Raw genomic sequence first — 23182 nt, forward strand, 5'->3', positions numbered from 1 at the left:
GGGGGTCCGACGCGGCGCCGAACCTACGTCAACGATGCAGGCCGACCCTACGGTTCGGCGACGGGTGATGTACACGACGCGACTGCCATGAGGTGCGTCGCGCAGGATCATGCGCGTCTGGATATGGGCTTGGTAGCGCCACACACAGCCGAGGATGCTCAACCAGAGCCCACCTAGCCCAACCGGTAGGACAAACCATAGCGAGGGGAAGCCCCACGGCAGGGAGCTCCAGGCTGGCATCATCATGAAACGTAAACGCTGTACCCGCCTGATGTATCAAGATCCCCAGGTCAACAGCCAATTCTCTGGTCCGTGGCGTCGGCGACCGGCGCCGTCGAGGAGGAAGGTCCCGGCGGCACCGGTCGGTCCGCGCGAACTCGGGCGTCAGGGGATTGGACGGCGCCCGTCGCGCCGGGCCCACCGCGGTGTTGGCGAGCCCTTATTCAGTAGGACGCACCGACTCCGCTCACGGTTCCCGGTTCGCCGAAATCAGTTGCTGGCACCGGACCCAGGGCTGCAGAAGCATCCGGGGAGTGATGTCGCCGCACTAGAGGACTAGCCAGGACGCTATTTCTCCAGCTCGTCCTTCGGCAGCGCCACGTGATCGACTGTTCCGTCCAGTCTGTGGAATCGCGCGACTACTCCGGCGTACTCTGCGGCGACCGCCTCGTGGCCCATACCGACCTCTAGAGTGTCTGCCCCCGGAAGCTGTTCTCCGAGAAGGGACGTGGATGCCACCAGTACGTGCAGGACAGCCTCGGACATGGCATCCATCGCCACGTGCAGCGGGACGAACTCCGCAGGGTCCTCGCTGACCTGCAGCGATGGCGAATACTGGAAAGTCGGGTACACGTTGAGACTTCCAGGCTTGTTCGGCCGCTTCATCTTCAGACGTGCCACAACCGACGTATCGGCGACCTCGCCGGTAACTCGTTCCTGCTCCAGGATCTCGTACTTCCCGTCAGGATCCAGAATGATAGGTCCCGCATCGAAGGCCATCCGCCCGACAACGTGAACGGCACGGTGTTTGTCCACGTTGGACAGCCATCGCAGCGATTCCAGCGGTGCGCGCCGCGGCGGATCGGTGTTTAAGGGCTGGACGTCCTCTACCAACTCCCAGAATTGCGGTGTCACCAGAGATTTCAGATCCTTCCTGCCCCGAAACTTTTTTGCCTCGCTATCGAGCGGGAAGGTGACACGGTGGGGGTACTCCGGCACACCGGTCGCTGCGAGGGCTGCCGCCCAGAAGGTGTGGTCCAGCGCCGCGCGGAGGTTGGTGAGAACGTCGCCGATCAGGACACTCCACCGCTCCGGAAACGGCTGGGTGACTTTGAGTTTCCAGTACATCTTGACCAGCGGATCCGAGGCGTTGTCGCCGTTGTCGAAGCGAACGTACTCATAGGAACTGCTCTGGGTGAACACCCGCATCTCACGAGCCAAGTCCCGCTGATGTTCGAGACCTCGAGCCCATTTGATCCATGCTGATCGCATCACCTGGGGATCGTAGGCCACCTCGGGACGCCCGGATGTGGAGGTGACGAGCTGGGCGTGCAGCCGATAGCCACTGTCGGTACCGAGATTTCCTGTGCGGCAGTACGGTTCGGGAAGTGCCTGCTGCACCCACCACTCGACGCGCCGTGAACGGCAGCTGATGTCACACCGGGTGTGCGTTGTGCCGGCGCGGGCGAGGGCGGCCATGGTTTGGTGTTCGGAACAAGGCACCCCGCTGCGCGTCTCGCGCCGGGGGCGTTTCTGGACACGCGGTTGTACAGGATGGAGTTGGTCGGGGATGGAGACGCGTTCGCGTTTACCGGTCGGCTGGATCGACCGTGACCTGCTCGACATGGGACGGGCATCGTTGTCACGTGGCTACGCCCAGATGGTGGTGGCCGGGCGCGAGGACTGGAGTTTCGGCCTGTGGTGCAACCCCACCGACCGGACAATCCTGCGATTGGACGGGGCTTACCTCGAAACGACAATCTGTGACACGGATGCGGAATTCGTTGCCGCGGTACTGCGGACGCAAGCCGAGGGGATCGACACCGGATCGCGTTTCGGCCTCGGCGCCGGGTTGCGAGAGCGATTGGTCGAGATGGGGCTGGCGAACATGCTGGACGCGCCCGCCATCGAATCCGGCGGACCGTCCCAACAGAGCTCAGATCAGGCGGGAAAGCCGATACCGCACGGGCATGCCCAGCCCAGCGAGGCGGCCGCGGTCGCGTTGCGCAGCGGCGTGCGGATCGTCGCACCAGGCGTCGACACCGCCGGTGGTGCTGAGCCGGGATGTGTGCCGCACAGGGCGGAAGCAGCGGTCGGCAGCGACTACGCCGCCGTTGCCGGGCTGTAATCCAGCTATGCGCGCACTGCGGCGGTGTCGGCTTGCCGCAGGGCCGAGGTGCCCCGGGTCGTTCCCGATCTGAACGACCCGAGGCCCGCGAGGCCACCCTGGTGAGGCGACCGTGTGGTGGGGGTCCGACGCCAACCGGCCCGTGTCCACCGATGTTCCCCTTGTCTCGACTGCACGCCATGCGTTCCAGGAGGGGAGTCAGGCAACCACCGACATGTTGCCTGGCAACGACTGTAGGCGTCCTACTCGATGGGTTTCGGGTGTCCAACTGCCCAACTGGACACCTCGGTGAGGAAGTCCCCAGTTCACCGCGATCGCGGGTTGTGATCGGCCTCACTCGACGCGTCTAGCGTCGGCACGGTGGGACACGTCGTTGGACACTTGGCCGCGCTGTCCATCAGCCCAGCAGTGGGGCCGCACACGCTGTCAGCTCGCTTCCGCACCGGCCGCGAGGTTCGCCGTCGACTGCTCTAGGTCCGCTGTGGGCCGGTCGGTGGCGACGCCGGAGGTCATAGGGACGGGCCTGCCCGCCACAGCGGATTTGTGTTGGTGGGGGGCCGACGCGGCAGCCAGCGCGTCATGCATGTCGGTCGTCGGGTCCCCGGTCGCGCTGGGGTGAGTCGAGCGCACCGGCACGATCGTGGCGGCTTTCGGAGCACCCAGATGGGCGTTGACATCGATACGGGCGATCCGCTTGACCACCGGAATTGTGCGGCCGGGCCCGGTCCAGTACAGGTGCGGGTGCGCGCGCCGACTATGCGGTGCCTTCTGCGCGCCAGACGCGGATTGCTCCGAAGCTGTTGTGTGCTCCCCGGTTTCGGTCGTGACGCGGCGTGGGGACGGCAGTGGAGGCCCGAGGCGCCAACCGACTTCGACCACGGTTGCGGGTTTCTCGCGCCGCCGGGTGCCCACCACTTCTCCGCGGGTCCGGACGCGGCGGCGGATTCCGGTGGCCGCTACAGCGGTGTCGGGTTCACGACTGCACAAGTAGACGGTCGAGGCCACCGCCAACCTCATGATCGGGATCATCGGGGTCAGCGCTTGCTGGATCTGGGCGGGGGTACGTCCGAACTTGCGGTCGGGATCGCCGAGATCGGCGACGCGCATATTGGTCGCGGCGCGCGCGGCGACGTCATCCACACGCAAGGTGGAACCCGCGGTGGTGGGCATGGACAACGCCACCACCGAAACTGTGTCGGGTTGGTCGAGGTACAGCGACCAGTACAGGTGGGTTCGGGCGGGGTCGTGGACGTCGCAGTAGCGGTTGCTGACGGTGTCGACCCCGGTCAGCAGGAATCCGAGCGCGACAGCGTCTCCACCGCCGGGCGCGGTGCAGGTGACCGGTTCGGCGAACACGGTCAGCGGATTGTCGTGAGGCAAACGGTCAATGATCCCGGCAGGCAACGTGTCCCAGTTGACCGCGGCCAATTCACCGGCCAGCTGCGGGTGCACCGCGTAGACGACGCGACGGGTCTCCCACATCGTCCAGGTGGCAGTGGTCTGGATCAGATTCGCCACCATCGGAGCCTCCGAGGACGGGATGTCATCGAGAGCAGAGAAGTCGACCGCTTCGACCGGGGTGCCCCGGGCCAGCGCCTTCGTGGCTGTGTACAGGCCGACCTCGGCCAGGTTGGCGGCGGATTGATCGTTGAGGGCGTCCAAGTTGGCCACGGTCGCGGCCACCATCCGGCCCAGCGCAGTATCGGAGTCACGTCGGCGTTCTGCCACAGTGGCGGCCCCTTCCCGTCTGCCCTCACGAGCTCCTGGGGAAGGCCATCCCGGAACAAGGGCACCTTCATGCTGCGGGCCCGAATCGCCTGTGCCACCGGATAACCCACGCCCGGTGTGGCGTGGAGTGGAGGTAAGCAGGGCGCGCTTCGGGTCAGCAAGGAGGGTGTGCCGCTGTCGCGCGGAGAGCGGGCCGGCAGGTCAGTTCTGGATGTCGGTAGCCCCACGCTGTGGCTGATCTGCTTGGGCGTCACCAGGGCTACTCGCTGGATCATCGGACTCCGCGGACGACGGCTGGGCTCTCATCGCTCGGATCAGCTCGGCGCGGAGCTGCGCGGCGGTGAGTCGGGTTTGCGGGTTATCGGCCATACCGCCATCGTGGCATGGGGCGCTACGGGCGGTGGTCCACAACGAAGACGGCCGCTGGGGCAGTAGGGTTTACGCGTTCGGCGGTGTGGACATCGTTGTGTCCGGCGTCTCGGTCGCTCTTGCACAATGCGTGCGATCTTCCACCGCGCGTGCGAACGGTCAGCCCACGCGGCGACGGCACCGACAGCATGACAGCCATGCTGAGTTCATTGCGCGCCTGCCGATTTCGCGCTGCCCCATCGACACGATCGATGATCCGGGGAACCACCTGCGCCCTGCTCACAGTGCTGATGCTCGGTGCACTCGGCGTGAGCGGCGTAACGCCTGCCGCGGTCGCGGAGCCGACCTGCACCAACGGAATCGAACTCATCGTCGCGCGCGGGACGCGGGAGCCGGGCTATCTCGGTGCCGCGATCGGCGATCCACTGACAGTCGCACTTCGCGGTGTACTAGAGATGCCCGTGACGACCTACCCGGTGGCCTACCCAGCTGAGCTGCTCGACCCTATGTCTGTCGGCCGGGGCAGCGCAGATCTAGTCCGGCACCTTATCGAGATGTCCACCGCGTGCCCCGAGCAGCGGTTCGTGGTCGCCGGATACTCCCAGGGCGCGGCCGTGGTCCACGCTGCACTCGGCAATGACCTCGCCGGCGCAATCCCCGGAACCGTGCGTCTACCAACATATCTCGCCCCTCGAATCTCAACTGTCCTGCTGTTCGGTGACCCACTTCGGCTGGTCGGCCAAGCGGGACTGCCCGGCCCGTGGCAGACCGGCAGCTGGTGCACCCACGGTGATCCGGTCTGCCAGGTCGGCGGGAGTCAGCCGTTTGCCCACGTCGCCTATGGCGACACCATCACTGCCGCAGCGCAATTCACCGCTAGCGTTCTTCAATACTGAAACGGCACCGGATCGCTGGCCCGGTCTGAAAGAGGTCAGCGCGGCTAAGCTGTCACCTACTCGAGAGCGGCCACCAAGATGATAATTCCAGCCAGGACCGTGACAGCCCAGAACAGCGGGTTAGCCATCGAACTGACTACAGCGACAATGATCGCGGGGATCAGCGCCGCCGCGCCGACACCGAGCACATTGCGGCGGATGCGCTCTCGACGTCTTGCCCGCGACACATGTCGCTGACTTTCATCGATGAACTCGCGTTCAACACTGTTGAGAGACTCTTGGGCATCGTTGGCGATGATCCATTCCCAAGCCGCCGCTAATCGGTTTGCGCGCCAAAGGTATTCGGGCCATCTCCCTGCGTCGGCCCAGGACGATGCGTCCGCGCTGAGGCGGTGGTGGGCAAGCAGCGCTACGCGGTTGTCCTCGATCCATCCGGGAAGTCTGGGCCATCCGGTCAGCAGGGCTTCGTGGGTGATCTCCACGGTGCCCTGGCCGAGGGTGATGAGGCGGTGGGCCGCAAACTTCTTTAGCACGCCGAAAGTCTCTGTGGCACGGGGGCCGTCTAGCTCCTCGGTGGCGACCCGACGCCGGGCGGAGCCTTGTTCGGTGACCACGACCAGTCGCAGGAAAACCCGCCGGGCCAGCTGCTTGTCGGTATCGGTCAGCGAGAGATATACCGCTTCGGCGGTTTGATTGATGGCCTGGGCGATTCCGCCGGTTTCGAAGTACGCGGACAGCGATAGATGTGCCCGTGAGCTGTTCTGCCACGTCTGTTGCAGCGCGTGCGAGAGCAGCGGCAATGCACCGGCTCCACCGTCTTCGGATTCGTTGATCAGAACGGTGACCAAGCTATCTTCGATGGTCATGCCGGCGGCGCGCGCTGGTTCGACGATAGCCGCGCGCAGGTCGTCGCGTGTCATCGGGCCGACGACGACGGTGGGCTTCTCCAGCACCCCTTCGAGTTCGGGTCGTGCTACGGCGTGGGCGTAGAAGTCGGCGCGCAGGCTGATGACGTAGACGGGGCCGTCCTGGCCGGGGGATGTGATGAGTTCGAACAGGCGCGGCAGGTCAGCGCTGTGACCGCCGAGGGTCCAAACTTCTTCGAACTGATCGATGATGACCACGTCCGTGCGCGGGGTTGCAGGGAGATCGGCGAGGGCGGACAGCAATTGCGGCAGAGGTGCTCCATTCAGCGTGATGTGCCTCCGTCCTCGCTGCGAGAGTTGAGGTATCAAACCGGCATTGAGCACACTGGACTTGCCGGCACCTGAGACGCCGACGACGAACACGATCCGGGGCGAGTCAGCGTGGAACTGCGATTCCACCTGGGCCACGAGTTGCTCGACGACATCGGCACGGCCGAAGAAGAAGGCAGCGTCGTCGGTGTCGAACGCCTCGAGTCCGCGATAAGGCGGCACGTTGGCGGCGGCCATCGCGCTGCTTGGAATTCCGCGCACCCGGTCGAGCGCGGCAAGCCAGATTTCCTGTTGGGCTAGGTCCCTTACGCCGAGTTCACCAAGGACACAGCGAAAGCCCACCTCTTCGCCGGGCAGGGAGCTACCTCCGAACCAACTGGCCAAGGTCCCCATTGGCATGCCGACGAGGTGCGCCAACCCGCGCAGACTGATCTTTCGGGCCGCCCGCAACCCGGTGAGCGCTTCGGCGAACTGTTTACGAGTCTGGGCTGTGGCCACTACCGGGGTGAGCGCCGCCGCACCGGCCGACCCGAGATGACGGCTGTCGATGGACTCGCCTTCTGCGGCATCAGGTTCCTGCTGGTGGGCCGAGAGTTCGAATTCGGTGATCGTCACCGCCGTGGGCTCGGACGTGTTGGCACTCTGTGAGTGAGGTGCGACTTCGGCAGTCGACGCAGCGGCGGCCGAGTTGGGGTCCAACACAGCGTCGGTCACGACAGGTACCTCGGCGGCGGAAACCGCTCGGCCACGATCATTCGCGGATTGCTCTCGGAGGGCAGCGCGGATCAGGGTGTCGAACTCGTCGCGGGCTGTGTCATCGATTTCCTCCCCGGATCGAGTGCAGAGCAGCTCGTAGAGATGGACCAGCACCCCGCCGCCCCGGGGGATTCGCTCACCCTTGAGAGCGGCTCGAATCGTGGTGTGACTATAGGAGATACCGGAGCCCTTGAGCTCTTCTTCGAGGCGACGCAGCGGCGGGACGTCGGCCCGGCTGTAAACCCCGTGCAGTCGGACCATCAGTTCACGGTGCGGACCGTCGGGCAAATGATGAGGAAAAGAAATACCGGTCGCCACGTTTTCAGTTGATTCCAGCTCTGCGCAACCGGATTTCCACGATTTTCATTTGTAAAGTCTGCGCCCGGGGTCGTCAGCTTGTAAAGGTGCGCTCATACACGCTGCATAATCTGATGCGAAGCAACTGGCGCCGACGGTGAATGCCGCAGAGGTTCAGAGGTTTCGGAAGAGCTTGGCCCCCTGATTGAGGCAGGGGGCCAAGCATCGTTCACTCCTGTACAGAAGGAGCTTCCTATGAGCATAGAGCCCCAAACCCCTCAGAGCACCCCTCCCGCATCTGAAACCCCGTGGTGGAAGCCATTCCTCATGGGGGTGACGATCTGCCTGCTCGTGTCGATCCCTGTCGGGTTCCTCGCCGATTGGGCAGCTGCGGCTCAGGTTTTCGTCGCGGCGGCGGGTGTAGCGACAGCGGTCATCACTGTCCGGCGAGCCAACTCCTAATCGGCTGCGCGCCTGATGCCAACGGGTCTGTGCGAATCAGGGTAAGCGGTCCCCGGTGTCGGCCGGGGACCGTTTCGTCGGCAGGCAGAAATCTCCCGCTGCCGCCAAACCACTTAGGCTGAACCCAGATTCACACCGGCCGGATACGTGCGGGCCGCGAGGTGGTGACCGCAGCGCGGCGCCAGCAGAGCAGCGAGCAGTGCGACGCTGACCGTGTCCCGCTGGGTCGACACCGGCGCACGGCGACGACCGACTACCGCTCCACGCAGCTCTGACCTGCGAAGAATGACAATGTCGGAGCCCCAGGCGTTTTGGGCTCATGATGACTTTCTCACCGGCGGCAGCTGTTGCGCTGTCCCAGATGCCGCCGTGGGTGGTGTGGTTGGGCGCGGCGGGCGCGGTGTGGCTCGGCGTGGTCGGGGTGATTCACCGCTGCCAGCAGTACCGCTACACCCGCATGATCATCGTCGGCGCGCAGGGCCGTGATGTGCGGGTAGTTACTGAATTCCGGCGTCTCGGTCGCGGTTACGCCCATATCGTCGAGGTGACCGATCCACTAGAGGCAGGATCTGGTGAGGTCGATGACGCATCGTCCTGTTGTTCGGAGCACTTTGAGCGTGGCACAGCGTCTGGTGACTGCTGCGGCGCGGACCGGAACACCGATGGCTAAAGCGGTAGCGCAGCGCTTGCAGAAACCGAATGTCCGCTGGGCGGCAGGTCGGTGAGGAAGCAGAAGCCGCGCCGTCGGTTGACACTGGCGCAAGCCGACCTACTCGAAGTGGTTTACCGCGCACACCACCAGCGCCTATATCGGTATCTGCTGGCCGCTGCGGGTGGCGATGGTCGCCATGCCGAGGACTGGACCAAAGAAGCATTTCTGGCTGTCATCGAAAAGTATGGCCTCAAGCTGCGGGGGATGGCACCGCCGGTCGTCGGTGCGATCCTGAAAGCGACTGCGACCAACCTGGCCAAGGATTACTGGCGCCGCGGCGCGGGCCCCGTGCAGCTGGTCCCCGACGCCGCCGACGTCGAAATCGACGACGGCGTCGAAGCTCTGCTCAGCGCCATAATGATCGAACGGTTCTGGAAGGCCGCGTCGACCGTGCTCGACCCGATCACGGAGTATCCGACGGCATTCATGTCCTGGGGAATGGACCTGACAGCACCCGAGATCGCCGCGGTACTGGCCACCACCGCGACCACGATCCGCAACAAACGACAGGCCATCCGCCACAAGCTCATCGCCGCCGGCACCGATCGAGAGATCCGGACGACGGACGGACCCCCGACTGGATCGACCGACAGTCCGGTCGCCGAGCGAGGAGAGAAGACCCAATGACCGACACCACGCCCCCGCTCCCGCAGCCTGAGCCCGCGGACCACGATGAGTTGCTGCGCGCCGCGTTCAACCAACTCGGCGAACACCTCTCCGCCACCGGTCACAGTAGCGACACCGACGCCGGGTGGGCCGATCTCAAAGCCACGCTCACCGGCACCGCCGATGAACCAGAATCATCGATCCGTCGACTGCTCACCATGGCGGGAGTAGCCGTGACCGACCTGCCCAGCCCGCACGCGGCGGCGGGCACAGTTCGCCGGATCGGCATCGTCCAGCAACACCAGGCAACCGCGATCGGCCTGGCCGCGATTCTGTCCGATCAACCCGATCTGTCGGTCGTGGCCATCGCGCAGACAGTGCCGCAGCTATTGGAGCAGGCGACCGATCTCGACCTGGCCGTTGTTGGCCTGCGCCTGGCGGATGGCTCCGCCCCGCGCGGGAACGTGGAGTTGTTGCGCGACATGGATATTCCGTGTGTGGTGTATACCTCCGGCGATTGGCGCGACCTGATCCGTTCGGCCGCCCGGGCCGGTGTGCTCGGCGTCGCGTTGAAGAGTGACCCGGTCGAACGCACTACCGCGATGATCCGCGCGGCTGCCTCCGGCAGGCAGGCGCCGACGATGGCGTGGGCCTCGGCCCTCGACAGCGACCAGGCATTGACCGACATCGATCTGCCGCCGCGGCAACGAGAGGTGCTGGAGCACTATGCGAACGGCGAGACCGCGGCGATGGTGGCGCACAAGCTCGGCATGTCCGAGCACACGGTCAACGACTACCTGAGCCGGATCCGCCGCCGCTACGCCGAGGTGGGCCGTCCGGTCCGCACGCGTGTTGATTTGCTACGAGAAGCCACCAAAGACGGCATCATCGGCGACTTTCCGCACTGACGCCGACAAGTGGCAAGGGGCGCGGTTGGATGTCTGTTCAGGGCAACAGCAAGGCCTGGCGGACATGCCGTGAGTCGAACGCTGAGGCGAAACATCGTGGGCGACAGGACGAACGAACCGTGTGCTCACCTGAATCTATAGCGAGGAGATTGCAAGGAGCACGACGACCACTCCCAGCGAAAGTATCGCGGCCACTTGCACAATCAGGCCGTAGGCCGCCCAGTCGGCTTTGAAGTTTGTACCGTTCCGCAGGCTGATCAGCGTGTCTGACATTGCGTCCAGGACATCGTTGCGAGCGTCGACCTCGTGGTCTTCCCACTTATCAGCGCCGAACTTCTTGAGTGCCTGGCCGTCGAGTACGACGTATTGCTTGTTCCAACCAGCGACCGCTCCGCAGCCGGCGGCTGCGATGAGAATCAACAACGTGGCCCCTACGGAAAGGGTCACCGGCAAAGAGATCTGCGGAGCTGCGGTTGTTTTGATCACTGCTACGGCTCCGCTGAGCAGGGCCGCCAGCACACCCGAGCTGGTCACCAACGACTGGGCGCGGGCGTCGTATGCCGCGCGTCGCTGATACTCGGCTCTCAGTTCGTTGTCGATGAATGCCGAGTAGGTCTTGCCTTGCTCACTCACCGCTGGTTACTTCGATTTCTTGATGGTCGGCTCGGAGCCATCGCCGTTGCCGTCGCGGACGAACTCGGTGGTCTTCCAGGTCTTGTCCGTGGGTGGGCGCTGTTGTGGTGGGGGCGGGTCAGGTGGTGGGGTGGGTGGTTCGCCGTCTTCGGCGGGGCCAGTTAAGTTTGCCATGTCTAGTCATCGCGCATATTGGCAGCCTCGTTTCGTTTTGCCTGGTAAACGGAGTGCCGGGGTGTTGTGGTGGCTGTCCATCCGCAGTTTTCTCTCGCCGGTAGCGGCCCGCTCAGCAACCATCCGACGCCGCTGATTGCCGCCAGGGCCAGCAGTCCCAGGCGCCAGCTCGAGGCGCAGATCATGCCGATGCCGATCGGAACGATGGCCCCCGCGCCGTACATGAAGGAGTTGAGCATGCCGGTGGCCGAGCCAGCGCGCTCGGCGCCAGCGATCTCGACGGCACTGGTGACGAACAAGCCGTAGGAGCTCGAGGCGGTCACGAAGACAACGATGCCTATGGCGTAGATCGTGATCGCTGGTCCGCTCATCGCGATCGCCAGCATCACCAGCCCCACGGTGGTGACGAGGGTCAGCTGCCGTATCGGTGTGGTGCGCGAGTGCACCCGATCCGACCAGCGGCCCGCACCGACGCGGGCGGCCGCGCCTGCGAGCTGGCCCACGGTGAGCACGATGGCCGCGTGGTGCAGATCTACCTGCCGTTCTCCCACGAGGTAGGCCACGGAGTAGACCACGAGGGTCGTTTGTGCGGTGACCGCGCACATGGCGGCGCCGGTGATACGCCAGATGTGCCGGTTGGTCAGCACCGTGAGCCCGCCGGCACTCGTCGGCGAGGTCGTGGCCGATGGCGTGCGCAACCCCGTCGCGCTCAGTGCCGCTCCGCTCAGCATCCCGGCCGCGAGCACGAGCAATGCCGCTCGCATCCCGTAGGCGGCGGCGACCGGCGGCAGCATCGCCGCACCCGCGGCGGCACCGAGAGTTGGTGCGGTCTGGCGGATCCCGAGAGCCAGGCCGCGCTGGTCGCGGGTGAACCATCGCATGACAGCGCGTCCGGTCGCTGAACTGCAGCAACCACCGCATACCCCAGCCAAGATCAACAAACCCAGCAGCACGGGATAGCTGCTGGCGAAAGCGGCACAGGCCGTGGCTACCGCCGCGGCAGTGAGTCCAGCGGTGAGCACGGTGCGTTCGCCGATCCAGTCGACGATCAACCCCCAACCGAGCATGCTCGTCGCCGCGCCGAGCGACACTGCGGTCAGCAACGCCCCGGTTTGCGGAAGGCTCAGATGCCACTGCTGCTGCAATCCGGGCCCTACCGCGGGTAGGCCTTGGGCCAACGCGGTGAAGCTGGCCTGGGCTCCTACACCGATGCCCAGGGCGACGAATCGGTATCGGTGCGGGCCGGTGTCGGCCACCGCCGCGGGGACGGCCGGGGCGAGGGCCTGCTCGGTCACCGGGCTACCGCGACCTCGGTGTAGTCGTCGAATCGCTGTTCCCACCGCTGGGCCTGTGGCAAGCCGGTGAGATCGGTGAGTTCTCGAAAGCTGTACTGCGCCTGGAACGTTGCTGGATCGCCGCCTTCGATCAGGTGTCGCAGCATCATCTGCGTGCCATGGGCGGCGGCGGCCAGGACCGCCGTGGAGTCCAGCAGCAACGTGGCGCCCAGACCTTCGAGGACGGCGGTGTCCGGCCAGCGCAGAAGGCCGCTGACCACACGGTTGAACACCAGCTTGCCGGGCCTGTCCCTGAAGTGCTGGCTGATTTCCTTCAACTCCTCCAACGATCGGGGTGCCTCGATGATGATCAGGTCCGCACCGGCCTCGAGATAGGCGTCGGCGCGGTCTATCGCGTCATCGAGCCCATGCACCGCCCGCGCGTCGGTGCGGCCGAGCAACACGAAATCCGGATCCGAGCACGCTTCCCGCGCGGCGCTGAGCTTGCCTTGCATCGCGTGTTTGGTGATGAGCTTCTTACCTTCGAGGTATCCGCACCGTTTCGGCGAAACCTGGTCCTCAAGTTGGATTCCGGCGACACCTGCCTGCTCGAACGCGCGTACTGTGCGTCGAACGTTGACCGATTCCCCGTAGCCGTTGTCGGCATCGGCCAGGATCGGGATTTCGGGGACCGCCTCGACCAGAGTTGCGGCGCTGTGGACCATTTCGGTCATCGTGGCCAGTCCGATGTCGGGCAACCCGATGTTTGCCGCAGCGCATAGCCCGCTCGCCCACAGCATCGAAGCCCCTACGTCCCTGGCGATTTGAGCGCTGAAGCCATTGCCGACGCCGGGGGCCAGCACCATCCCTGGCGCGTTGAGCAGCTCGCGCAGGCGAACGGTGGCCGGTGCATTCATGAGGCTCCTCTTTCTAGGAAACGGATTGGATCACCGGCGCGGGCGCGTCCCCGAGTCGGCGCGCCAAGTCCTCGATGGTGGGGTTGGCGAGCAGGGTGTGCACCGACAGATCGCAGCCGAGGCGGGCACGCACGGCCACGGCAGCGCGGATGGCCAACAAGGAATGCCCGCCGAGCTCGAAAAAGTTGTCTCCCACACCGATTTCGTCGACCGGCAGCAACTCCGACCAGATCGCGCACAGCGCATGCTCGAGCGGAGTGCGCGGCGCGACGGACTCGGTGCGAGCGGGCGGAGGTTCGGGCAGGCTCTTCCGGTCGATCTTGCCGTTTGGCGTCAAGGGGACCGCATCGATTCCGACGACGGCGTCCGGTGTCAGGTACGAGGGCAGGCGCGCATGCAGGTAACCGCTCAGATCCGAGACCTCTTCAGCGACTACGTAAGCGATCAGTCGCTGGTCGCGTACCGTCGCGACCGCTTGCGACACGGCGGGGTGCGCGAGCAGCAGCGCTTCGATCTCCTGGAGTTCGATGCGGTGTCCGCGGATCTTGACTTGGTCGTCGCCACGGCCCAGGAATTCGATGCTGCCGTCGGGGAGCCAACGCGCGAGGTCCCCGGTGCGGTACATGCGCCCAGGCGCGAAGGGGTCAGGCAGGAAACGTTCGGCAGTGAGCCCGGGCCGTCCTTGGTAGCCCAGTGCCACCCCGGTGCCCGCGATATACAACTCACCGACCGCGCCGGCGGGGGCCAACCGCATCCGTTCGTCGAGGATGTAGGTCGATAAGGCGTCGATCGGTCGCCCTATCGGTGGCGGACGGTGGTCGGTGCGGGGTTCGACGGTGGCGCTGGTGGCCCAGATCGTGGCTTCGGTCGGCCCGTAAACGTTGACGACTTCAAAGCTCACCGAATCGGTTGCGTTCCAATGCAATCGATCGCCACCGACAAGCATCGAGCGCAGCGCCAGCTCGTGGGCATCGGGCAGCGCCAGCAGTGCCTCAGCCAGCCCGGTGGGCAGCGCGGCGACGGTGATGTGCTGCTCGCGCAGCCAGCTGCACAGCAGGGCCGCGTCGTGGCGGTGATCATCGGAGGCCACATGCAATGTGGCGCCCGCGGCGAGCGCGGACCAGGTATCCAATACCGATGGGTCGAAAGTGTTGGCGAAGATCTGCGAAACCTGGTCAGACGGGCTGATGCTGAAGCGCCGACGGTGCCAGTCGACGATGTTGGCCAGTGACCGATGTTCGACGACAACACCTTTGGGTCTGCCGGTGGTGCCGGAGGTGTAGATGGCATAGGCGGGGTCCAGCCCCGACAGCGGTAGCGCCTCAGCCGAGGTGCTCGGCAGGGCGTCCATGCTGATCTGCGGTCCGTCCCAGAACGACAGCGGGCCGGCGCCCAGGCGCACGAGGGCAGTGGCGCGGCTGTCGTCCAGCACCCAGCGCAGTCGGTCCTCCGGCCATGATGGATCCAGCGGAACGCTGGCGGCGGCACAGCGCCAGACACCCGCCACCGCCAGGGGATACCACGCCGAGGGCGGAAGCATCAGAGCTACACGGCCTCCACGGGTCACCCCGACCTCACGCAGCCAGCCAGCCAGCCGACCGGCGACCTGGTCGGCGTCGCGACAGCTGATCCGGTGCTGGTCATCGATGACAGCGAGGTGATCCGGAGTGGCCTGGGCCCGGCAAGAGACCAGCTGCGGCACCAGCTCGATCTCGCCCACGGGAGCGCCGCGGCCGAGACCGAGCAGCCAGGGCCGTTCGAGAGGGCCGATCACGTCGAATTCCGCGACGTGCTGCTCGGGCCGCTCGACCACGGCCGACAACAGCGCCAGATAGCGGTAGAGCAGCCCCGTGGCATAGGAATGGCTGTAGCGGCCGTGCCGCCAGGTGAGCGTAATCACCAGTCGTTCGGGATGGGCGAGGCGAGTGATCTCGACACCCAAATCGAAACGGCCGATGCCGGTTTCGATGTCGAGCGCGGTCACCTCGAGGCCATCGAAGTGCAGCGCCGTGCGGGGGTCGCCGTCCTCGACGGTGAACTTGACAGCCTCGAGGCTCTGCCCCGCGCCGGCGTGGCCCACGGGCAGGGCCGCGATGAGTTCGTCGACGGGCAGGTCGTGACAGACCACGCCCCAGGCGGTGTCGCGGAGCCGTCCGACCAGATCGACGAACCGCAGCGCGGGGTCGACCTCAGCCGGGTACGGCAACGGATTGAGAAGCGGGCCTGCCATATTCAGCAACTCCGGCCGCGTCCGCCCGGACACCGGAACGGTCACCGCACCGGCCCGCTGGCCCGACATCCGAAACAACAACACCTCCCACGCGGCGAGCGTCACCATGAACAGGCTGGCCTCGCATCGCGCCCCCAGCGCCGCCAGCCCTGCCATGAGGTCGGCGCGCATGTCGACTCGCACGCGGGCGGTGTCCCCGGCGGGCCCTGCAGCAGGGGAGAGGTCGAACGGCCGGACCGTCGCGCCGTCCAGCGCTGCGGTCCAGAACTCGAGCGCCTCGGCGTGCCGCTGCACATCCGCCTGCGCCTGGGTGTTCTCCCAGGCGGCATAGTCGAGATAGTCAGGGCCATCAGGGATTTCGTGCGCCACTGCACCGGAGGTCAGACGGTTGTAGAGGTCGGCGAGCTCACTGAGTAGCAACTGGCTCGTCTGGTGATCGGTCACCACGTGATGGAAGGTTGTCACGAGGACGTGTGTGCCGTCAGCCGCGGCGAGAAGCCGAGCTCGCCACAGCGGGCCGTGTGTAAGGTCGAAAGGCCGTCGAACCTCCTCCCGGACAATCGCTTCCAGCGCCGCCGCAGGTGTCGGTTCCGGTACCAGCCGCGCCGGGCGCGCGGGCTGCACGCGCTGCGTGGGCTCACCGTGGTCGTCGATGATGACTACGCGCAGGAGCCGGTGGCGGGCGATCAGGTGGTCGAGGGCACGATTGAAGATCTCGACGTCAAGTGGACCGGCAAGACGGAACGCGTATCCGACGTTGTAATCAGCAGTGCCAGGGTCGATTTGATGGGCCATCCACAGTCTTCGCTGTGCGGCAGACAAGGGCGCGATCTCGCGGCCGAGGACCGCGATGCCGTCTTCCTCCTGCCGGATTGATTCCGCGCTTCGCGCGAGCTCGTCAGCCAATGCGGCGAATTCGCGCTCGAACACCTCCGCAGCCGGCACCGCGACGCCCAGAGCGGTCTCGATGCGGGCCATGATTTGCAGCGCGTGCAGCGACGTGCCGCCTAGTGCCTGCACAGTGTCGCCGTCGCCGACGTCGCAGCCCAGGGTGTCATCCCAGATCTCGCGCAGCACCTCGGTGACCTGGCAAGCGTGGCCGGTCACGCTGTCGCCTTGAACAGTTCCGCGGCTAAGCGTCTGCTGGGTTTTCCGTTGGGCAACTGTGGAAGTGCCTGGACCAGTTTGATCTGGCCGGGCACCTTGTGCCCGGCCAGGCTGGGGCGGCAATACCGGATCAGATCCCGCGAGCCCGCGGTTGTGCCGTCACGTACCACGACGACCGCGACGAGTTCCTGGCCCAGCGTCGGATGGTCGATTCCGGTGACCAGCGCGCCGACGACATCGGGGTGCTGGCTCAAGACGGTTTCGACTTCGGCGGGAGCGATCTTGTAGCCGCCCCGGTTCACTATCTCGCTCAACCGCGTGACGAGTCGTATCCGGCTGTCTTCGATGGTGGCGATATCGCCTGTGCGGAACCACCCGTCGGCGGTCATCGCGGCCGCCGTCGCTTCCGTATCGCCGAGGTAGCAGCGGAACAACCCGGGCCCGCGCACTTCCAGTTCGCTACCGCCGAGCAGGTCCTCTCCGCTGAACCGGACTTGCATGCCGCCGGTCGGTCCGCCGACGGTGCCCAGACGCCGATCCCAGGTCGGTGTATCGGCCGCGGCTTGATGGCTGGTCTCGGTCATACCGAGGGCTTGGACAGCACAGCATCGGAACAGGCGCTCGGCGCGCTCGGCCAGCGCGCGAGGCAACGGTGAACTCGCGGTGCGCAGGAACCTCATACGCGGCACGGTCTCGTTCGAGCGTTCGAGGGCGCCGGTGATGAGTTCCAACTGCGGGGGCACCAGTGTCAACCAGGTCGGCTCGGCAGCGGCCATAATCTGATGCGGTTGCTGGATCTGCTGAGGGGTCGGCAACACCACCGTGCCGCCGGTGTGCAGGGGCGCCAGCAGGCTCGCGAACAATCCGTGCCCATGCGACCACGGCAACATCGCCACTGTCCGGTCGTCCTCGGTCAGTGCGAAATGATCTGCGACAGAGTCGATTCCGGCGCTGACGTTGGCTTCGGTCAGGGCGACCGCTTTCGGTTTGCCTGTACTGCCGGAGGTAAACAACACCAGGCGGTCGCTGGTGTCGGCCGCCGAGCCCGGCACCACCGAGCGCACGCAGGAGCGACCGATCTCCGGCGGTCCGCTCAGTGGGTCCGGCCATGGCACCGCAGCTTCGTCGGGGGCCAGCTCGGCGGAGGTCAAGATCGCCCTCGGCTGAACGAGGTCGATGATATTTCGTTTCTCCCGTGGGGTGAGAAGCGGATTCATCGGCGCGAACGCAGCCCCCGTGGCCCATGCCGCATGCAAGGTGACGACGAAGGCCGGGGAGTTGGGCAGATCGGCGACTATCACATCACCTGGTCCGATCCCGACCGTTCGAAACCCCGCTGCGAGCCGGTCTGTCCAGGAACGGAGACGATCAGCGGTCAGCACCGGATGCGGATCGCCCGCGTGCACAATCGCCCCGTTGCGTCGTGTCATATGGTTTCTAACCTCCGAAAGCCGTGGTGAGCGGCGCGAACGTAACACCGGGATCGGGGCCATCAGTCGAGCTAACCCACGGCTGGTGTGTGAGAACCACGCCCGCCAGGTGCCTGCGTCGAATGAACGTGGAGGGGGACTACGGTGCTGCGTCGCGGTCACCGCCGTGACTGAAAGCTATTGGTGCTCAAAGTGATCAGCTTTCGATCTCCGCCTGAGTTCAATCCCGTTGCCCGACAATATGGTCACGCTCGGTTGGTGTGGTATATCGAATGGCTCGCGCAGCGGCGGGATCGCCGCAGCCGACGATCCCAAGTGCCGTGTGTGTCGGCTCGTCCGCAGGGTGCAAGAAGGCGACTGATCGGCCAGCATGTGTGCCGGAACGGTTGGGCCTGGCCACCATTTGGCCCGGGCACGTCGCCTCGTGGCCACACTCCGGGTGTGTTTGCAACGCCGTGGCCGCACCTGGGCCCTTACCGTCGCTGCACACGTTGCGCCGCCGAACATCGATATCCGGACCAGCGGTGCTTCCCGTCGACGAGGTGAATCATGTTGCTGCGCTTCCGTGTTGCCAACCACGGCAGCATCCAGGACGAACAAATGCTGTCGCTGATCGGTGATGTCGGCGGCGAGTACGCCCGCCCGACACAATTGCACGCTGCCGATCGAGACATCGAAGTCTTGCCTGCCATGGGAATTTTCGGCGACGCCGGTTCTGGTAAGTCCTCGCTCGTCGACGCCGTGCGATTCGCCCGCCAAGCCGTGCAGCAGTCAGCGACCGTATGGAGTGCACATCCCGGCCATGTGCCCAGACATCCGTTCACCTTCGATCACGGTGGCGTCGACACAGTTCCGTCGTTGTTCGAGGTCGAGGTGATGCTCGGACCTGAGCAAACCCGCTACACCTACGGATTTCGACTGTCCGACCGTGCGGTCACCGCCGAGTGGCTACACAGCTATCCGGAAGGGGCACGCGAAATATGGTTCGACCGAGACTATAACCGCCCCGATCACCACCGGTTCCCGACTCACGGTGTCCTCGACGATGTGCAGGACCTGATCGCGGCCACCCGATCCAATGCCCTGTTCCTCAGCGCCGGTGCCGCGGCCGGCGAACCACACCTGCGGTTGCTCGCCGACTGGTTCGCCGGGCAACTGACGATCCTGAACCCCGACCCCGACCCCGAACACGGGATGCGGACTACCGAGCTGCTCATCCGCACGCCTCATAGCCCCTACCACGACCAGGTCATCGGGATGCTGACCGCGGCAGGGTTGGGCGTGACCGATGTCGATGTCGGCCACGATGGGCGCATTCGACTCCACCACCGCCAGCTCGGCATCGAGCGGTCGATCGATGTGGATGACGAATCGCCCGCCACCCGAGCATGGTTCGAGCTGTGCGGGCCGATTGTCGGTGCGCTGCAATCCGGTGGCGTCCTGCTGGTCGACGATCTCGACATCAGGTTGCACCCCGCCCTGCTCGCCGAGGTCGCGGTGTTGTTCAACAGCGCCGAGGCCAACACCCGCAACGCCCAACTCATCTTCACCGGCCACAGCACCACACTGCTGAACGGCTTGGCAGTCGACGAGGTGCTCTCCATCGACCAGACCCGGATTGCCATGAAACAGCCTGCAGGTAACACTCACCTCCATCTCTTCCCAGACCCAGCCATCGACCACGTCGCGCTGACAAGTCTGTTCGCAGAAGTCGCAGAGCCCACACGGGCACATGTGTCCACTGCCGTTAACCCGCATCCGGTCCCCATCAGCTACACCCAGCGCGGGTTCGCGGTCTTCGGCACCGAAGTCATCGACACCAACGGCGTTTCAATGAGAGTTCAGCAATCGCCGTCGGCAGAGATTGACGCGGTCGGGTTGTTCGTCGGCGACGACATCCCTGGGCCGGACCCGCATCTGTCGGAGGTGCAGGCGCGGTCGTTGCGTGACCAGCTGACGACGCTACTGCTACATCCCAGCCCGCCCGCTTTGACCCTGACCTGCACCTACGGCAATACCATTGACCTGGACCAGACCGGCCCGAGGTCGGCGACTCTGAAGATCAGCAAACGCGACGGGCGCGACATCGCATTGGATCTCGCCGAATCGACGATGCAAGCGTTGCTGAGCAGGATCGATACGTTCTTGACTTACGTCGACGAGAATAGAGACACCGATCGTGTCGATCGTGTCGATCGTGTCGAGCTCTCCGCCATCGTCGATGCCGTGGCCGACGCAGTGCTTGCCAGCTCGAAGCCTCGCAACCCCATCTCGGCGGCCGCCGGCGCCGAACTCGTCATCCCTGTCGGTGAGCTGGGCGCGAAGGACAATGGGGCAGAACCCTGATCCCCGCCGCCGAACGCAACCCCGGCACGCGGTTGACCGGCTCCGCCGCCGCAGTGACCGCTATCGCCAATTCTCGACGTATCGGCTGTAGCAGCCGCGGCCGGTGGGGGTGATGGTCCATCCCTCACCGCATGGGACGACATATTTGAGACGGTGCAACACATCACAGGTTGCAGACATGAGCGTGCGCCCAGCCTTGATCGCGGCTTCACTGTCCTTCCGGGGATCGATTGTGACCGCTAGGCGCGTCGCGGTCCAGGGCTGGCCGTCGGCCAGACAATCCAGCGCCGCAATGTGATGTGGTGCCAGGGCAATCCTCGGCGTGGACTCGCTGCTTTTGCCGAGATCGGTGCGCGTGCCTTGGCGGCGAATGACCTGCTGCACCTGGTCTGCGGGCCAGCCGCTGACGCGGTTGATGCCGCGGTCGGCGAGAAGCGCGCGGGCGCGGTTCTCTGTAACGCCCCAATACGCGGCGATCTTTTCGATCGGCCACAAGATGTCGCCAATGGAACCGGCCTCCGGCTCAAGTCCAGAATTGTTGTCGTTGTTCATTGCTACCCGTCTCGCAATCCGGGCTCAGTTCGTGCAAGCGTGGTTGAGCTCGCGCCTGCGCACAGGACGGGTATGGGCGTCACCATGGACCCAACTTACGAGTAAAAAACTCGGAAGTAAAGGTCTGTGTTAGTGGCGGAAGCGATTCGCGTAGGGGTTGAAGCCAGCATTCTAGGAAGGGGCGCACAGCAAGTTGAGGACCGCGGCGTGGTAGACCGCTTGCACGGTAGGAAGGGTGTCGATGCGGATGCGTTCATCGATGCCGTGCATGGCTTCATAGCTGACCCCGAAACCTGCGGTGGCCGGGATGCCTAGTCCGGCCAGGAAATTGGCGATGTTGCTGGGTCCAGCGATCTTCGGTGTGACCGACACGCCCAGGGATTCGGCGGCATCGAACAAGGCCGCCGCCAGCGGCGCATTCCGGTCGAGCCGAAACGGCGACCACTGGGTCACCTCTTCGGTGTAGGTGGGTGCCGTTGCGGGCCAGGCGTTATCGACGGTGGCGACAGCACGGCGCAGCAGTTGCGCTGCGGCCGTGTTGTCGACGTCAGGAGTGGTTCGGATATCGACGTTGACGTAGCAGATGCCGGGGGTCAGCGAGTAACCCTCGCCGCCGGTGATGGCGGTGATGGTGAGTTTGGCGGGCAGCGGGAACGCCGGGTCGGCGGGCGCGGGCAGTTCGGCGGTGCGCAGCAATGCGATGAGCTCGGTGGCCTTATCGATCGCGTTGGGCGTGCTGGTGCTGCCGCCGGCGTGGGAGGTGACGCCGTGGACGTGGAGCCGTACGCGATGCACGCCGCGGCCGCCGATGACTATTTTGCTGTGTCCTGGGTAGCCGATCATGACCCCGGCGACGTCGTCTCGTATTTCTGGATGTTCGAAGTAAGCTCGGGCGCCACCGAATTGGCCGGTGTGCTCGTCGACGTCGAACAGCAGCACCAGTCGCCCGGCGAGCTGGTCGCGGATCTGGTTCAGACGGGCGGCGAGGTGGCAGAAGATCGCGGCGCCGGATTTGGAATCGGAGCTGCCACGTCCGTAGAGCCACCCATCGTCGATGACGGGATCGGTGGGCGGGTAGGTCCAGGCGGTGAGGTTGTCGAACCCCGCGGTATCCAGGCAGGCGTTGAGAACCCATCGCGGTCCCGGGCGGCCGCCCCGGATCTCGCACGCCAGCCCTAGCGCCAGACCGCGAGCATCGCGCACCGGCAACGCCTCCAATCCATGCTCGTGAAGCCAGTCCGAGACGGCCTCGAGGATCGGAATGTAGGGATCGATGCCGCCGCGGCTGGGGATGGCAACGAGCGCGCGGGTGAGCGCGAGCACCGAGTCGTGGTCGTGTTTGGCGGCCGCCCGTACGTCCTCTGGGGTGATGGTGCGCCTCCGTCCCCGTGGCTGGTGTGGGTTCATGGCAGCAACGCTTGGAGCTGCGTGCGTGTCTCGACCCTACGACCAGCGGCGTAGAGCTGGCGGACGTGGTCGATGTAGCGGGTGCCGGCAACTTGTCCCAGGACTACACCGGAGTCGAAATTTTCCGCCGAGTTCAGTGATGGCACGGGGACGACGGCGGCGTGTTCGTTGGCGCAGAAGAAGCGTTCGGGCAGATCCGGATTGGTGATGTGGTCGATCAGGGTGATGTGCAGAGTCTTGAATCCGCGGCTGCGGTCCTCTGGGTCTCGCAGGTCGATCAGGCGCAGCAGGTGTTCGAGCAGTATGCGGTGTCGTGGTGGCCCGAACAGGATGCGGTAGTGCACCAGGTCGGGGTGTTCGGTAAGGGTGGCTTCGATGGCGTCGAGGTAGCCGCGGTCGCGGGATCGGGAGCCGACCACGACCAGGTAGCGCTGGGCGCCGGTGACCACCTCGAGCATGGCTTGGTGCAAGGCGCGGTATTCGACCATCAGCCGCGGCTCGCCGAAGGCGCGGTCCTGGTGGGCGAACAGTTCCTCGGCGGGGCAGGCGTAGTACTCAGCGAGCCTGCGCCGGTATTTGTCGCTGGTGGAGTGTTTTCCGAGTTCCCACTCCGAGAGCATGCTGGGAGTCACAGCACAGCCGTCGTCGCTGAGGGCGGCCAAATCCGCGCAGACCTTTTCGAGGGTGGCACCCTTCTTCCGACGTGCTTGCCGCAGAGGTGATTCGCCACCTGAGCCAGCTGTGTCGATGCGCCTACCTCGTGCCACCGGCCCACCCCCGTTCTAGCTGTCCTTCCAGGTTAGGGGAGTGCACCGGGTCATTGGGAGCTCTCCGA

At 65.4% G+C, this 23182-nt stretch carries 18 protein-coding genes; 6 read left to right on the forward strand and 12 right to left on the reverse strand.

The window, feature by feature from the left end:
* Positions 1–567: 567 nt before the first annotated feature.
* Entirely contained in the window at positions 568–1698 is a 1131-nt protein-coding gene (locus IBX18_RS39750; protein ID WP_194838573.1) for a hypothetical protein, read from the reverse strand.
* Positions 1699–1789: 91 nt separating this feature from the next.
* On the opposite strand from IBX18_RS39750, the gene IBX18_RS39755 reads away from it, so the two are divergent.
* Positions 1790–2347: a hypothetical protein gene (locus tag IBX18_RS39755; protein ID WP_194838574.1), complete on the forward strand. Its 558-nt coding sequence runs from the start codon at positions 1790–1792 to the stop codon at positions 2345–2347.
* Positions 2348–2773: 426 nt separating this feature from the next.
* Here IBX18_RS39755 and IBX18_RS39760 read toward each other — a convergent pair whose 3' ends face one another.
* Positions 2774–4075: a hypothetical protein gene (locus tag IBX18_RS39760; protein ID WP_194838575.1), complete on the reverse strand. Its 1302-nt coding sequence runs from the start codon at positions 4073–4075 to the stop codon at positions 2774–2776.
* A gap of 620 nt (positions 4076–4695) precedes the next feature.
* Between IBX18_RS39760 and IBX18_RS39765 the strand changes: the two genes are divergently transcribed.
* The gene (locus IBX18_RS39765; RefSeq protein WP_228542514.1) at positions 4696–5340 is read left to right on the forward strand and encodes a cutinase family protein; all 645 of its coding nucleotides are present in this window, start codon (positions 4696–4698) and stop codon (positions 5338–5340) included.
* Between the two features lie 56 nt (positions 5341–5396).
* Here the strand turns inward: IBX18_RS39765 and IBX18_RS39770 are convergent, their stop codons facing one another.
* Positions 5397–7610 carry an ATP-binding protein gene (locus tag IBX18_RS39770; RefSeq protein ID WP_194838576.1) on the reverse strand — a complete coding sequence of 738 codons (2214 nt, stop codon included), beginning with the start codon at positions 7608–7610 and terminating at the stop codon, positions 5397–5399.
* 802 nt (positions 7611–8412) lie between these two features.
* On the opposite strand from IBX18_RS39770, the gene IBX18_RS39775 reads away from it, so the two are divergent.
* The 3 genes from IBX18_RS39775 to IBX18_RS39785 are packed head-to-tail and all read left to right on the forward strand — an operon-like array spanning position 8413 to position 10277.
* Positions 8413–8721 (forward strand): hypothetical protein, encoded by a 309-nt coding sequence (locus tag IBX18_RS39775; protein WP_194838577.1) that lies wholly within the window; start codon positions 8413–8415, stop codon positions 8719–8721.
* A gap of 51 nt (positions 8722–8772) precedes the next feature.
* Positions 8773–9390, forward strand: coding sequence for an RNA polymerase sigma factor (locus IBX18_RS39780; protein WP_194838578.1), 618 nt, complete (start codon positions 8773–8775; stop codon positions 9388–9390).
* A complete protein-coding gene (locus tag IBX18_RS39785; RefSeq protein WP_228542515.1) occupies positions 9387–10277 on the forward strand; it encodes a response regulator transcription factor in 891 nt (296 codons plus the stop codon). The genes IBX18_RS39780 and IBX18_RS39785 overlap by 4 nt, the downstream gene beginning before the upstream one ends.
* Positions 10278–10412: 135 nt before the next feature.
* Here the strand turns inward: IBX18_RS39785 and IBX18_RS39790 are convergent, their stop codons facing one another.
* The 6 genes from IBX18_RS39790 to IBX18_RS39815 are packed head-to-tail and all read right to left on the reverse strand — an operon-like array spanning position 10413 to position 18105.
* Positions 10413–10910, reverse strand: a complete 498-nt coding sequence (locus tag IBX18_RS39790; RefSeq protein ID WP_194838579.1) for a hypothetical protein — start codon at positions 10908–10910, stop codon at positions 10413–10415.
* Between the two features lie 6 nt (positions 10911–10916).
* Complete coding sequence (locus IBX18_RS39795; RefSeq protein WP_194838580.1) at positions 10917–11084, reverse strand: hypothetical protein; 168 nt, start codon at positions 11082–11084, stop codon at positions 10917–10919.
* A gap of 2 nt (positions 11085–11086) precedes the next feature.
* Complete coding sequence (locus IBX18_RS39800; RefSeq protein WP_194838581.1) at positions 11087–12379, reverse strand: MFS transporter; 1293 nt, start codon at positions 12377–12379, stop codon at positions 11087–11089.
* Entirely contained in the window at positions 12376–13275 is a 900-nt protein-coding gene (locus tag IBX18_RS39805) for an oxaloacetate decarboxylase (RefSeq protein WP_194838582.1), read from the reverse strand. The genes IBX18_RS39800 and IBX18_RS39805 overlap by 4 nt, the downstream gene beginning before the upstream one ends.
* A 13-nt stretch (positions 13276–13288) precedes the next feature.
* Entirely contained in the window at positions 13289–16612 is a 3324-nt protein-coding gene (locus IBX18_RS39810) for a non-ribosomal peptide synthetase (RefSeq protein WP_194838583.1), read from the reverse strand.
* Positions 16609–18105 carry a class I adenylate-forming enzyme family protein gene (locus tag IBX18_RS39815; protein WP_194838584.1) on the reverse strand — a complete coding sequence of 499 codons (1497 nt, stop codon included), beginning with the start codon at positions 18103–18105 and terminating at the stop codon, positions 16609–16611. Before IBX18_RS39815 ends, IBX18_RS39810 begins: the two co-directional genes overlap by 4 nt.
* Positions 18106–18591: 486 nt before the next feature.
* Here IBX18_RS39815 and IBX18_RS39820 point away from each other — a divergent pair, with 486 nt between their 5' ends.
* Complete coding sequence (locus tag IBX18_RS39820) at positions 18592–20388, forward strand: ATP/GTP-binding protein (protein ID WP_194838585.1); 1797 nt, start codon at positions 18592–18594, stop codon at positions 20386–20388.
* A gap of 60 nt (positions 20389–20448) precedes the next feature.
* Here IBX18_RS39820 and IBX18_RS39825 read toward each other — a convergent pair whose 3' ends face one another.
* From IBX18_RS39825 to IBX18_RS39835, 3 genes are all read right to left on the reverse strand, one after another.
* Entirely contained in the window at positions 20449–20940 is a 492-nt protein-coding gene (locus IBX18_RS39825) for a hypothetical protein (RefSeq protein WP_194838586.1), read from the reverse strand.
* A gap of 171 nt (positions 20941–21111) precedes the next feature.
* Positions 21112–22347 (reverse strand): M20 family metallopeptidase, encoded by a 1236-nt coding sequence (locus IBX18_RS39830; RefSeq protein WP_194838587.1) that lies wholly within the window; start codon positions 22345–22347, stop codon positions 21112–21114.
* Complete coding sequence (locus tag IBX18_RS39835) at positions 22344–22979, reverse strand: XRE family transcriptional regulator (protein ID WP_194838623.1); 636 nt, start codon at positions 22977–22979, stop codon at positions 22344–22346. The genes IBX18_RS39830 and IBX18_RS39835 overlap by 4 nt, the downstream gene beginning before the upstream one ends.
* Positions 22980–23182: the final 203 nt, after the last annotated feature.

It is taken from the genome of Nocardia sp. XZ_19_369 (assembly GCF_015355715.1).
Classification (GTDB): domain Bacteria; phylum Actinomycetota; class Actinomycetes; order Mycobacteriales; family Mycobacteriaceae; genus Nocardia.